Below are 14329 nucleotides of genomic sequence, written 5' to 3'. Positions count from 1 at the left end.
AGGAATCATGATGGGCAAACCAAAATATCAACGTGTTGTATTAAAATTAAGTGGTGAAGCATTAGCGGGTGACGAAGGCTTTGGGATCAAACCACCGACGATCCAAGAGATCGTTAAAGAGATCAAGGAAGTCCACGAATTAGGCGTACAGATGGCGATCGTGGTCGGCGGCGGAAACATTTGGCGTGGACAAATCGGCGCGCAAATGGGGATGGAAAGAGCACAAGCTGATTACATGGGCATGTTAGCGACTGTGATGAATGCTTTAGCATTACAAGACACGCTAGAAAATGCTGGTGTACCAACGCGTGTCCAAACTTCGATCGAAATGCGTCAAATCGCAGAGCCTTATATTCGTCGCAGAGCAGAACGTCACTTAGAAAAAGGGCGGGTCGTCATTTTTGCAGGCGGAACCGGAAACCCTTATTTCTCAACTGATACGACCGCAGCCTTACGGGCAGCTGAAATCAACGCTGATGTCATTTTGATGGCGAAAAACAATGTTGATGGCGTCTACTCAGCAGATCCTAAAACGGACCAAAGTGCTGTGAAATTTGAAGAATTGACCCATTTAGAAGTCATTTCTAAAGGATTGCAAGTAATGGATTCAACCGCAAGTTCATTAAGTATGGACAACGATATTCCATTAGTCGTATTCAACTTGAATGAGCATGGAAACATTCGCCGCGCCATTTTAGGTGAACATATTGGAACGACAGTAAGGGGGAAATAACATGGCTGACAAAATTTTAACAGAAGCAAAAGACAAAATGAAAAAAGCAGCAGAAAACTTGCAGCGGGAATTAGGACAAATCCGTGCTGGCCGCGCGAACGCGAGCATCTTAGACCGCGTAATGGTTACTTACTATGGTGTACCAACACCCTTGAACCAAATGGCTTCAATTACGATTCCAGAAGCAAGAATTTTGATGATCACACCTTTTGACAAAACAATGATCCAAGAAGTAGAAAAAGCTATCATGCAAAGTGATATTGGTATCACGCCTGCCAATGACGGAACAGTCATTCGTTTGGTGATTCCTCAATTAACGGAAGAACGTCGTAAAGAATTAGCCAAAGACGTGAAAAAAGAAGCTGAAAATGCGAAAATCGCGGTCCGTAACATTCGCCGTGATGCGATGGAAGCTTACAAGAAACAAGAAAAAGCTGGCGATATCACAGAAGATGATTTGCGTGAATCTGAAAAAGAAGTGCAAACTGCTACAGATAACAGCATCAAAGAAATCGATGCGATCGCAGCTGAAAAAGAGCAAGAGCTACTTGAGGTTTAAAAGGAATGACGAAGAGTCGCTTCAGCGGCTCTTTTTTTATGGTCGAAAGTGCCGTATGTACTTGAATATCACGACTGTTTTTTTGTTTTTTCTTAATATGGAAATCTTTTCTTGGTTTTCATAGGCAAGAAATCTGATTATTGTTATAATGTAAAAGATGAATTTCAAGAATTGGAAGAGGAGCGAATACGATGCTGCGTTTTTTTCCACAAAAAGACAAATATATCAAAGAAGCGGCTGAACATGAATTTGATCCATCACTGCCGATTCCCCAACACATCGCGATCATTATGGATGGCAATGGCAGATGGGCGCAAAACCGGCGCTTGCCAAGAGTAGCTGGTCACAAAGAAGGCATGGAGACGGTAAAAAAGATCACGAAACATGCTTCACACCTTGGTGTGAAAGTATTGACTCTTTATGCGTTTTCAACAGAGAATTGGAAACGGCCAAATGAAGAAGTGGACTTTTTGATGCAACTGCCCGTCGACTTTTTCGACACGTTTGTTCCTGAGCTGATCAAAGAAAATGTTCAAGTCAAAGTGATGGGTTTCACGGAATCTTTACCCGAACACACACAAGAAGCGGTCAAGCGAGCGATTGACCAAACCAAAGATAATACTGGGATGATCTTGAATTTTGCTTTAAATTACGGCAGCCGCGCAGAAATTTTGACTGCGGTCCAAGCCCTTTATGAAGAGCTTGCAGCTTCGGAGGAAGCCCTGCCCAAGCTCACGGAAGACATGCTGGCGACACATTTGATGACTGGTTTTTTGCCAAACGCGTTACGTGATCCTGAATTGGTGATTCGCACGAGTGGCGAAGAACGTATCAGCAACTTCTTGTTATGGCAGATTGCTTACAGCGAATTATTCTTTACGAAAGCGCTCTGGCCTGATTTCGATGCTGGTTTACTAGAAGATGCGATCGGGAGCTTTCAACAACGAAACCGGCGTTTTGGCGGTTTGAAAACGAAGGAGGAAGAAGAGTGAGACAACGTGTAATCACTGCGGTCGTCGCATTATCCTTTTTCCTGCCAATTATTTACGTTGGCGGCATTGCCGTCGAATTGCTGGCAGCAGCGATGGCAGGGATTGGTGTTTATGAATTATTTCGGATGAAAGGACTAGCTGTTTTCAGTTTTGAAGGAATTCTTTCAATCATCGGTGCGGTGATTTTAGTTTTACCTCAAGAACGCTGGTTTTTCTTTTTGCCAGAGGGCACAGATAAAAGTGCCTTGTATTATGTAATCGTCCTTTTATTACTAGGGATCGCGGTTATTTCTAAAAATACGTATACTATCGATGAAGCTGGTTTTCCAGTGATCGTCAGCTTATATACGGGTGTCGGTTTTGAACGTTTCTTGACGGCACGTTCAGCAACAGATGGCTTAGTCGTTTTAGTTTTCGGTCTGTTTATCGTGTGGGCAACGGATATTGGGGCTTACATGGTGGGACGGCGTTACGGTCAACGAAAATTATGGCCAGAGATTTCCCCTAATAAAACGATCGAAGGGGCCCTAGGCGGGATTGCTGCTGCGGTGGTCGTAGCCGGTTTGTATCTGCTAGCATTTCCAGGGAAAGATTATTTTGGACATGGTAGTGCCATCATGATCTTATTGACGGTCCTCTTTTCGATCGCTGGTCAATTCGGGGATTTAGTGGAATCGGCAATCAAACGTCATTATGGCGTGAAGGATTCAGGCAATCTTTTGCCAGGACATGGCGGGATCTTGGATCGCTTCGATAGCATGCTGTTTGTGTTTCCAATCATGTATTTATTCGGTGTTTTTTAGAAATTATTTAGAAGTGCAGGCTTGGCTTGCGCTTCTTTTTTTAAATTCTTGTTACAACGGGAATGTGAGTTCCTCAACGGGAATCGGTGTGATAAAATAAGGAAAGGCTGCCCTGAATGAGAGGGATGCTGTGAAAGAGAGGAACGAGCATGAAAACGATACTTGTATTTATCATTATCTTTTCCGTAGTGGTAGTGATTCACGAGTTTGGACACTACTTCTTTGCAAAACGGGCAGGTATTTTAGTAAGAGAGTTTGCCATCGGTATGGGGCCTAAATTGTTCGCGCATCAAGCGAAAGATGGGACGACCTACACGATTCGGATGCTGCCATTAGGCGGGTATGTCCAAATGGCGGGCTGGGGTGAAGATGAAACAGAATTAACACCAGGTATGCCAGTCTCCTTGGTTCAAGATGCAACTGGCAAAGTTATCAAAATCAATACGAGCAAAAAGATCCAATTGCCGCAAGCGATCCCTATGGAAGTGACCGACTTTGACTTGGAGGAGAAGTTGACGATCACAGGGTTCATCAATGGCAATGAACAAGAAGCGATTACGTACGCTGTGGATCATGATGCAACGATCATCCATGAAGATGGCGTTGAAGTTCGGATCGCACCTAAAGACGTTCAATTCCAGTCCGCAAAGCTTTGGCAGCGAATGCTGACGAATTTTGCTGGACCGATGAACAACTTTATTTTATCCTTGGTCTTATTCACTGGGTTGGTGTTTGCACAAGGTGGTGTTGCGAATCAAGATGCAACCATCGTGACAGGAATCGAAGCAGGAACACCGGCAGCTGAAGCAGGGCTGCAAAATGGCGATGAAATCTTAGCTGTCGAAGGTGTCGATGTTTCTAACTGGTCAGAATTAACGACTGAGATCCAAAAGTACCCAGATACTCAGATTGCTCTAGCAGTCAAACGAGGATCAGAAACACTTGATTTGACGGCAACTCCTGCGAGTCAAGAATCAGGGGAGACCACGATTGGTTTCTTAGGGATCACCGCTTCCTTAAAAACTGGGATCGGAGATATCTTACTGGGCGGCTTGCAAACGACCATTGACAATTCACTGGTGATTTTTAGAGCAGTCGGCAACTTGATTGCCCAACCAGATATCAATAAATTGGGTGGACCGGTAGCGATTTTCCAACTGTCTTCTCAAGCTGCATCGCAAGGGGTAACAACGGTGATCGCGATGATGGCGATGATTTCTATCAACTTGGGGATCTTTAATTTATTACCGATTCCTGGATTGGATGGCGGTAAGCTGGTTTTAAATATTTTAGAAGGTTTGCGAGGCAAGCCAATCAGCCAAGAAAAAGAAGGCATCATTACTCTGATTGGGTTTGGGTTTTTGATGCTGCTGATGGTTCTCGTTACCTGGAATGATATCCAACGTTTCTTCTTTTAAAAATAAGACGCACAAGCAAATCAATTGTTGATCGGGTGAACATGATTTTTTGTAGCAAAGGAGAAAAAAATGAAACAGTCAAAATGTTTGATTCCGACATTGCGGGAAACCCCCAGCGATGCGGAGACGTTAAGTCATCAACTGTTAGTTAGGGCAGGGTATATTCGACAAGTGGCGGCAGGCATTTATGTTTACTTGCCGCTAGCACAAAGGGTGTTAGAAAAGATCAAGCGGGTCATCCGTGAAGAATTGGCACAAATCGATGCCGTAGAGATGGCGATGCCTTCTTTGCTTCCGTATGAGCCATGGAAGGAGTCAGGACGTGCCTCCTTGTATGGTGAATCCTTGTATCGATTAACAGATCGAAACGAACGAGAGATCGTTTTAGGACCTACTCATGAAGAGCCGTTTACGACATTGATCAAAAACGAGATCACGTCTTATAAACGGCTGCCATTGAGCTTGTATCAGATCCAAACGAAATATCGGGACGAACAGCGGCCGCGTTTTGGATTGATCCGCAGCCGTGAATTTATCATGCAAGATGGCTATTCTTTTCACGCCGATGAAGCCAGCTTAGATCAAACCTATAATCGTTACGAAATGGCTTATCATGCAATATTGAAACGCTGTGGGATCGAGTATCGGTCAGTGGTCGGGGACAATGGCTTGATGGGTGGCAGAGATTCGAAAGAATTTTTGGCATTGTCGGGGATCGGCGAAGAGCTGATCTGCTACTCGACCGAAAGCGATTATGTCGCCAATTGGAAATTAGCAACCAGTCAATACATCGCCAAAAAATCTCACGAGACCTATTTAGAATTACAAAAAGTCGTTCAGGATGAGCCTTTAACGTTAGAGGAGCTGGCGCAGGCATACGAAACAGACTTGCAAAAAATCGTTCAAGTATCTTTATTACTCGTTGACGAGCAAGTCATTATGGTGTTATTACGAGGCGATCACAGCCTCAATGAAACAAAGGTCAAGCATTACTTAGCCGCTGATCAAGTGAAGGTGCTGACTGTTGAGGAAGCGGAGTCTTATCTGACGAGTGAGACGCAGCTGCGCAGTCCCATTGCGCTTGCTGATTCGATTCAGTTGTACGCCGATCAGCATGTCCAAGATATGGCGAATCTGATCGTTCCAGCGGCAGAAAAACAAAGCTATTATCTCAATGCGAATGTGGGGCGTGATTTTCAACCATTAGCCTTTGCCGATTTTCGCTTGGTTCAAGAAGGTGATCCTTCCCCAGATGGAAAAGGAACCTTAACCTTTACGCGAGGAATCGAAGTTGGGCATATCTTCAAGTTAGGAACCAAGTACAGTGAGGCGCAAGAAGCGACGGTTGTCGATGAAAACGGCGATGAGCAACCAATCACCATGGGCTGTTATGGGCTGGGGGTTTCTCGGCTGCTTTCAACGATCGTCGAACAATACGGCAATGAATTTGGGATCGATTGGCCCCAAGAAATTGCCCCATTTGATGTGCATATCATTCAAACGTCGATTGAAGATAGCTATCAAAATGCCTTAAGTGAAGAGGTAGAAGAAATGATGAACCAAGTCGGCTATCAAGTGCTGGTAGATGACCGCAATGAACGTGCAGGGGTCAAATTTGCAGATGCCGATTTGATTGGCTGTCCGATTCGCTTGACTATCGGTAAAAAAGCCGTAGAAGGCATCGTGGAGATCAAAATCAAGCATACTGGTGCGACCGTTGAAGTGAGAAAAGAAGAAGTCGCTTCGACCTTGACGATTTTGTTAGCCAATCAGGAATAAACAGGAACGAACAAGAATGAATAACAGATCGAGAGAGGAAATCCTTTCTCGATTTTTTAATGAAAATGAGGGCAAAAAGAGGTATACTAGTGAGTACTGAGAAAAGGAGGATCTTCAATTGTCAAAAGAAAGAGAGACCTTTGAGATATTATTAGACCAAATTGCAGCTGCCCCAAATCTTCGGCAGCATCCGTTGATGCAGACTGCCCAAATCAAACAAGTGACCGTGCATCGACAATCAAAAGCGTGGACGTTTTATTTCCAATTTGAACGTTTATTACCGGTGATGGTGTATCAGTCCTTTAAACAACATATTGAATTGGCGTTTAAAGAGATTGCGGAAGTTCGTATCATCATTGAAGCTCAAGATGGTTCCTTTGATGAGCAATTCATTCAAGAATATTGGCCATTAGCGTTAGCCAATCAAAATTGTGATCGACCATTGGTTCATCAAGTGATCAAAAACCAAATGCCTGTGCTGCAAGAGAACAAAGTGATTTTGCCAGTCAACAATGATGCGGTCATCACGATTTTGCAGCAGCAGTACTTGCCGATCATTGAGGAAAATTATAGTACCTTCGGCTTTCAAAAATTTCGGATCTTGCCGCAGCTAGACCAAGAGCAAGCGGAGGCGGCCTTAAAAGAACTTGAAGCACGCAAGGAAGAGCAAACAGCAGCGTTCCAACAACAAGCTGCTGAGAACTTAATGGCTCACGAGCAACGCAAAAAAGAAGTCAAAACAGTCGAATTTGACGGACCAATCGCCTTGGGGCGTAATATTCCTGCCGATGAACCTGTGACACCGATGATCAATATCATTGAGGAAGAACGTCGGGTCACGATCCAAGGCTATGTCTTTGATAAAGAAGTCCGAGAACTGCGCTCAAAACGGAAGATTTTGATCTTAAAAATCACCGACTATACGTCATCGTTTAGTGTGAAAAAATTCTCCAACAATGAAAAAGATGAACAAGTCTTTGATGCCATCGCCAAAGGTAGTTGGGTCAAAGTACGCGGTAGCGTCCAAGAAGATACCTTCATGCGAGATCTTGTTATGAATGCGCAAGATTTGCTGGAAGTTAAACACGAAGCTCGCAAAGACTATGCACCTGAAGGCGAAAAACGGGTCGAACTCCACCTGCATTCCAATATGAGTACGATGGATGCCACCAACAACGTAGCGGATTTTGTCGCTCAGGCAGGCAAATGGGGCCATAAGGCGATTGCGATCACCGATCATGGTGGAGCGCAAGGGTTCCCTGATGCCCATCATGCAGGAGAAAAGGCTGGTGTTAAAATTCTTTACGGTGTGGAAGCCAATATCGTGGATGACGGCGTAGCGGTTGCCTACAATCCTCAGCCTGTTCCACTGACCGATGCTACTTATATCGTGTTTGACGTGGAGACCACTGGGTTGTCTGCAGTATACGACACCATCATTGAGTTGGCTGCTGTGCGGATGCATAAAGGCAACGTGGAGGCATCCTTTGATGAATTTATCGATCCAGGTCATCCCTTATCGCGAACGACCGTAGAACTGACGGGAATCACCGATGAAATGGTTCGCGGGTCAAAATCAGAAGAAGAAGTCTTACGTTTGTTCCGTGAGTTTTCTGAAGGAGCCATTTTAGTTGCCCACAATGCGTCATTTGATATGGGCTTCTTAAATACCAGTTATCGAAAATACGGTATTCCAGAAGCGGAAAATCCCGTCATTGATACATTGGAACTCGCTCGTTATTTGTATCCAGAGTTTAAGCGATTCGGTTTAGGTGTCCTTTCCAAAAAATTCGGTGTCAGCTTAGAACAACATCACCGAGCGATCTACGATGCGGAGGCAACCGGTCATTTAGCATGGATCTTTGTCAAAGAAGCAATGGAAAAACATGAGATGCTGCTGCACGAAGAGTTGAACCGACACGTGGGGGGCGAGAACTCCTACAAAGCAGCTCGACCTTTCCATGCCACGATCTTGGCTCGAACACAGGCAGGATTGAAGAATTTATTCAAGCTGATCTCGATGTCGAATGTGAAGTACTTCCATGATAAAGTCCCACGAATCCCACGTTCAGAATTGGTGAAATTGCGGGAAGGATTGTTAGTCGGAACCGCCTGTGATAAAGGAGAAGTCTTTGTCGCAATGATGCAAAAAGGGGTCGATGCAGCACGAGAACTTGCCAAGTTTTATGACTACATCGAAGTCATGCCCAAAGCAGTTTATGCCCATCTTTTGGAAACGGAACTCGTGAAAAGTGAAAAAGACCTAGAAGACATCATTCGGAATCTGGTAAAAATGGGGGAAGAGTTAGGGAAAATCGTTGTGGCTACTGGTAATGCCCATTACCTAAACGAAGAAGACGCCATTTATCGCAAGGTCTTGATCAATTCCATGGGAGGCGCCAATCCGTTGAATCGTCATAGCCTACCAGACGTGCACTTCCGTACTACGGATGAGATGCTGACCGCTTTTCAATTTTTAGGTCCGGAAGCGGCGAAAGAAATCGTGGTGACGAACCCGAATAAAATCGCCGATCTTTGTGAAAAAGTCATTCCGGTAAAAGATGATCTGTATACACCAAAGATTCCCGGATCAGAACAAGAGATCACCGACTTAAGTTACAACCGTGCCAAAGAGTTATACGGCGATCCATTACCAGAGATCGTGGAAAAACGTTTGAAAAAAGAGCTTGATTCGATCATTGGGAACGGCTTTTCCGTGATCTATTTGATCTCACAAAAACTCGTTCATAAAAGCAATGAAGACGGCTATCTAGTAGGGTCACGGGGATCAGTCGGTTCTAGTTTCGTGGCAACCATGACGGGGATCACTGAGGTCAATCCATTAGCTCCTCATTATTATTGTCCCGATTGCCAGTATTCGGAGTTTTACGAAGACGGTTCGTATGGTTCTGGTTATGATATGCCAGAGAAAAAATGTCCAAAATGCGGCACCCGTCTGAACAAAGATGGCCACGATATTCCCTTTGAAACGTTCCTTGGTTTCCACGGCGATAAAGTACCCGATATCGATTTGAACTTCTCAGGGGAATATCAGCCAGAAGCCCATAACTATACGAAAGTACTCTTCGGTGAAGAATACGTCTATCGTGCAGGAACGATCGGTACCGTAGCCGATAAAACAGCCTTTGGTTTCGTAAAAGGCTTTGAGCGCGATCATAATCTTCATTATCGAGCAGCCGAAGTCGATCGCCTGGCAAAAGGTGCCACAGGCGTCAAACGAACGACTGGTCAGCACCCGGGGGGGATCATCGTTATTCCCGACTATATGGATGTCTATGATTTCACCCCGATCCAATACCCAGCGGATGATCAAAATGCGGAGTGGAAAACGACCCACTTTGATTTCCATTCGATTCATGACAATATCTTGAAGCTGGATATCCTCGGACACGATGATCCGACAGTCATTCGGATGCTGCAGGATCTATCAGGCATCGATCCAAAAACGATCCCCACCGATGATCCAGAAGTGATGCGTATTTTTGGCGGCACGGATGTGTTAGGTGTGACCGAAGAGCAGATCTATTCGAAAACCGGTACATTAGGCATCCCGGAATTTGGTACCCGCTTTGTGCGGGGGATGCTGGATCAAACCCATCCATCGACCTTTGCTGAACTCCTGCAGATCTCTGGTCTTTCCCATGGTACCGATGTATGGTTAGGCAATGCGGAAGAATTGATCCGTCGCGGAGATGCCAGCCTAGCGGAAGTAATCGGCTGTCGGGATGATATCATGGTGTATTTGATCCATGCTGGCTTAGATGACGGGATGGCCTTTAAAATCATGGAGACGGTCCGTAAAGGACAATGGAACAAGATCCCTGACGACTTGCGGGATACTTACTTGCAAGCGATGCGGGAGAACAATGTCCCAGAATGGTATATCGATTCTTGTTCGAAGATCAAGTACATGTTCCCGAAAGCCCATGCCGCGGCGTATGTCTTGATGGCGTTGCGGGTGGCTTACTTTAAAGTGTACTTCCCAATTCTCTATTACTGTGCTTATTTCTCTGTCCGGGCGGATGATTTTGATTTGATTGCCATGTCAAAAGGAAAAGATGCCGTAAAAGAACGGATGCAAGAAATCAATGACAAAGGAATGGATGCATCAACGAAAGAAAAAAATCTGTTGACAGTTCTGGAATTGGCCAATGAAATGCTGGAGCGCGGCTATGAATTCGGGATGATCGATCTGTATAAATCCGATGCAGAAAATTTCGTGATCGATGGGAAAAAATTGATCGCACCGTTCCGAGCAGTACCGAGTTTAGGGCTGAACGTAGCGAAACAAATCGTGGAAGCACGAAAAGATGGTCCCTTCTTATCGAAAGAAGACCTCGCCAATCGCGGGAAAGTTTCTAAGACATTGATTGAATACATGACGGATAACGGTGTTCTAAAAGATCTACCAGATGAAAATCAGTTGTCGTTGTTCGATATGTTGTAAGCCAACGGCTGTTCACTTAAAAAAATAAGCCCATCATCGCAGCATCTAGTATAGCTAGTTTCTGCATGATGGGCTTTTTTTGTCTTGTTTATGAAGGTAACCTAAGCAGCCACAATCTGGCGAAAATCAGAAAAATCGTGATCTATAGTGAAAAATCATAAAGCGGTTTGCCGATCGGACAGCGAAGCAAAAGACCCATTACCGTACAAAGAGAAGAAAAATACTCGTTACCGAAAGAAGCGAATGCCTTTGGCAACGAGTATTTTTCGACAAAGTTCGTTAACTAGCTAAAAAAAGAAAAAAAGCAAAACAGGCAGATACACCATGTACAGTAAGACGGAATAGCCTAGACAAGAAGTTGCAAATTCTTCATCCCCTTGATAGTTTCGCACAAGAATTGGGACAGAGTTTTGGACGGGCATAGAGGCTTGGATAATAAACACAGAAAGCATCAATTCAGGAACAGGGATGATTCTGCTTAATAGCCATACAACGAGGGGCGAAAGAATGAAGCGACCAAACAAGACACCAGCAATGTCTTTGGTCATTCGCAAGTTCTTGAGCCCGCCAAAGTACACGATGATCCCGATAATAAACATTGATAAAGGCGTCGTTAAATCTGCTAGGTAGCTTCCAAGCCCATCAACAAAGGAGGGCAGTGGGAATGTGAACAGCATCCAGATCAAGCCGATAATGAAACCAATCAAGGCTGGCGAAAAAATCTTTTTTAGCATGACCAATGGATGAAAGGAAATGCGGGCTTCGCCGAAATCGGGGTTATCTTTTGCTAACTCAAAAATACCGATGGTCCAAAATAATGTCGTATTTACGATGTAGTACAACAACACATAGGGAACGGCTTTTTCACCAAAAATGGCTAAATTGATCGGTAAGCCGATGAAGATCGTATTGGAAAAGGTAAACATGGCGGAAAATGCCCCTTGGTGTTTGGTTTCAACTTGCGCGAAACGGCGCCATAAATAACCGGCGAAGTAAGTGATCATCATGGAAAGCAAAGGGATGATCATCCCGGAAACTAATGAGAGAAACTCGTCTTTCGTAAAGTTTTTAATGATCGTCAAAAACATATTGGCGGGTAATGAGACATTTAACACCAGTTTTGAAAACGTATCGGCGGTTCGATTAGAAAACCATTGTTTGTAAGACAACCAATAACCGGCAAACATGAGACTGAAAATGACAAAAATATTGATATATGCTTGAAACATGCGCTCACCTCTCATTTACTATAGCGAAAGGCAATAGAAGAAGCAACTGATTCCCATTTGAAAACAACAAAAAACCAAACCGCCCAATGAGCGATTTGGTCAAGAATTACTTCCGTTGCTGCTTGCCAGCGTTACGACCTTTTCCGTTAGGCTTTGTCGTGTTCAACGCTTTTTTGACAGCTTCTGTTTTTTCAGGCGTTACGTCTTTACGAGGCGTAACTACCGTTTTAGGCGGATTTGCTTTCATTTCCGCTTCGACTTGGGCACGAATTTTTGGTTTCATGATGACATTCGTGATAAACGTTTGGATACAACTGAAGACCCCACCAACTACCCAGTAGAGTGTCACACCAGCTGGTGCACTCATGGACATGAAAACGATCATCAATGGAGAAACGATCAACATGGTTTTCATCGTTTTTTTCTGTTCTTCAGGAATCCCGATGGTTGAGATATATCCTTGTGCCAAGTAGGAAAGACCAGCAATCGCCACAAAGAGGATGCTTGGGTCGCCTAAAGATACGCCAAAGAATTCAGAGTTTTGGATTCCTTGTGTGTAACGAGCGGTGAAATAAAGAGCAGAGAAGATCGGCATCTGAATCAGCAAAGGGAGACATCCGATACCGCCAAACATACTGACGTTGTTTTCAGAGTAAATTTTTTGCATCTCCGCTTGCGCTTGCATTTGTTCTTCCCGAGTGGTTGCTTTTTTCAAATTGGCTTGTGCAATATCCACTTGAGGTTTCAGAAACTGCATTTTTTCACTTTGAACCATCGTTTTTCGAGACTGATGGATCCCTAATGGTAAGATAATGACACGGACAACGATCGTTACGGCGATGATCGCCCAGCCGTAAGACCAGTTGAAGTTTTCTACGAGCATCGTGATCATATCCCCTAATGGTTTCATCAAAAAGCGATAAATCATTCCTGTTTCTTTCGGCGTACCATCAGCATTGGTACTGACACAGCCTGATAATGCTAATAACAGGCCAAATAATCCTGATGAAAGCAGCCATTTATTCATTTTAGACATTCTATTCTTCCTCTTCACAATAAATTTAGACAAAAATAACTATACTAAAAAAGACCGACTATTTCAATGTACAAAGAGAAATTCATTGAAAAATCAATCTTTCGACTTAGAAAATATTCAATTGTTAATAGTACACTACATCAAAACTCCGACGCTCTTTGATGGCATCGTCTGGTTGGATGTCGATCTGATTTACTTTCCCAGCGGGTGAAGGAGAATCCTTAACCCCAGCAACAAAGGCATCGATGGCTTTGTCATCGCCAATTGCTTCAATCGAAACAGAACCATCCGCTTCGTTTTTTACAGATCCGGTGACGCCCAACTGATCGGCAAGCATTTTTGTGGTATAACGAAAACCGACGCCTTGGACACGTCCTTGCACATGGATTCGTAGTTTCTTCATGGACAATCCCTCCTCTGCTTTATATGATAGCGTTTTTTCAGCAAAAGAACAAGTTAGATCGATTGACTCATGCTATAATGAATCGAGGTGACAAGATGAAAGAAATTCAATCGAAAAAAAATACCTTTATCAAGGAAATCAAAAAACTAACACAAAAAAAACATCGGACACAAACCAATACCTATTTGATCGATGGCTGGCATTTGGTGCAAGAAGCATTGCATGCACAAGTACCCATCAAAGCATTGTTGGTGACCCCGCGAGGGTTAAGTGAAGCCAACGGGCAACTCGATGGTTATCAGGAAGAAAGCTATTTGATCACAGAGGAGATCGCAGCGATGCTTTCTGATTTGCCAACACCCCAAGGGATTTTCGCCGTGGTGGAAAAGCAAGAACAAGACTTACAGACACTGACGGGCAATTGGCTGATTTTAGATAATGTGCAAGATCCTGGAAACGTTGGCACCATGATTCGAACAGCGGATGCCGCTGGATTCAGCGGGGTTTTTCTCGGCGAAGGAACAGCCGATCTCTACAGCACCAAAGTCTTGCGCAGCATGCAAGGTAGCAACTATCATCTGCCGATCATAGAAGGAGCGATCCCGTCATTTTTAAAGCAGCTGCAGGCAGCTGGTGTGGCGATTTATGGTACCGAGTTAAACAAAGAAGCAGTCCCTTATACCGAGCTTCCTAAAGAACAAGCGGCTGCCTTCATTTTAGGCAACGAGGGGCAAGGGGTCAATCAGGAACTGTTGGCATTGACCGATAAAAATCTATATATTCCTATCTATGGTCAGGCGGAATCATTGAACGTCGCCATTGCGGCAGGTATTTTGATGTATTTTGCTGTCAGCTAGATTTTAAGGAACTGTTAAACTATTTGAATCTATTGCACCTCACCTAGAAACT

At 44.2% G+C, this 14329-nt stretch carries 11 protein-coding genes; 8 read left to right on the top strand and 3 right to left on the bottom strand.

Features of this window, described 5'->3' with window-relative positions; translation table 11 throughout:
- Nucleotides 1-10: 10 nt before the first annotated feature.
- The 7 genes from pyrH (at nt 11) to A5867_RS12545 (ending at nt 10752) form a co-directional block, all read left to right on the top strand.
- Nucleotides 11-733, top strand: coding sequence for a UMP kinase (pyrH, locus tag A5867_RS12575; protein ID WP_005229433.1), 723 nt, complete (start codon nt 11-13; stop codon nt 731-733).
- A 1-nt stretch (nt 734) separates the two neighbouring features.
- Nucleotides 735-1292, top strand: a complete 558-nt coding sequence (gene frr / locus A5867_RS12570) for a ribosome recycling factor (protein WP_005229434.1) — start codon at nt 735-737, stop codon at nt 1290-1292.
- A 191-nt stretch (nt 1293-1483) separates the two neighbouring features.
- The gene (locus A5867_RS12565; RefSeq protein ID WP_087627752.1) at nt 1484-2284 is read left to right on the top strand and encodes an isoprenyl transferase; all 801 of its coding nucleotides are present in this window, start codon (nt 1484-1486) and stop codon (nt 2282-2284) included.
- A complete protein-coding gene (locus A5867_RS12560) occupies nt 2281-3087 on the top strand; it encodes a phosphatidate cytidylyltransferase (protein ID WP_087627751.1) in 807 nt (268 codons plus the stop codon). The genes A5867_RS12565 and A5867_RS12560 overlap by 4 nt, the downstream gene beginning before the upstream one ends.
- A 149-nt stretch (nt 3088-3236) precedes the next feature.
- Nucleotides 3237-4505, top strand: a complete 1269-nt coding sequence (rseP, locus tag A5867_RS12555; RefSeq protein WP_005229437.1) for an RIP metalloprotease RseP — start codon at nt 3237-3239, stop codon at nt 4503-4505.
- A 69-nt stretch (nt 4506-4574) separates the two neighbouring features.
- On the top strand, nt 4575-6284 hold the full coding sequence (locus A5867_RS12550) for a proline--tRNA ligase (RefSeq protein ID WP_087627750.1): 1710 nt from the start codon (nt 4575-4577) through the stop codon (nt 6282-6284).
- Between the two features lie 118 nt (nt 6285-6402).
- Nucleotides 6403-10752, top strand: coding sequence for a PolC-type DNA polymerase III (locus A5867_RS12545; protein ID WP_086295594.1), 4350 nt, complete (start codon nt 6403-6405; stop codon nt 10750-10752).
- A 287-nt stretch (nt 10753-11039) separates the two neighbouring features.
- On the opposite strand, the gene A5867_RS12540 is transcribed toward A5867_RS12545, so the two are convergent.
- The 3 genes from A5867_RS12540 to A5867_RS12530 form a co-directional block, all read right to left on the bottom strand.
- On the bottom strand, nt 11040-11981 hold the full coding sequence (locus tag A5867_RS12540; RefSeq protein WP_087627749.1) for an AEC family transporter: 942 nt from the start codon (nt 11979-11981) through the stop codon (nt 11040-11042).
- Between the two features lie 106 nt (nt 11982-12087).
- Nucleotides 12088-13017: a membrane protein insertase YidC gene (yidC, locus tag A5867_RS12535; protein WP_087627748.1), complete on the bottom strand. Its 930-nt coding sequence runs from the start codon at nt 13015-13017 to the stop codon at nt 12088-12090.
- Nucleotides 13018-13141: 124 nt separating this feature from the next.
- On the bottom strand, nt 13142-13420 hold the full coding sequence (locus tag A5867_RS12530) for an acylphosphatase (protein WP_010749324.1): 279 nt from the start codon (nt 13418-13420) through the stop codon (nt 13142-13144).
- 95 nt (nt 13421-13515) lie between these two features.
- Here A5867_RS12530 and A5867_RS12525 point away from each other — a divergent pair, with 95 nt between their 5' ends.
- Nucleotides 13516-14277, top strand: coding sequence for an RNA methyltransferase (locus A5867_RS12525; RefSeq protein WP_087627747.1), 762 nt, complete (start codon nt 13516-13518; stop codon nt 14275-14277).
- The last annotated feature ends 52 nt before the right edge of the window (nt 14278-14329 follow it).

The sequence above is a fragment of the Enterococcus sp. 6D12_DIV0197 genome (genome assembly GCF_002174385.1).
GTDB classification, from domain to species: domain Bacteria; phylum Bacillota; class Bacilli; order Lactobacillales; family Enterococcaceae; genus Enterococcus_D; species Enterococcus_D casseliflavus.
The sequence above is the reverse complement of the archived record's forward strand: the minus strand, read 5'-3'. Positions and strand labels throughout refer to the sequence as shown.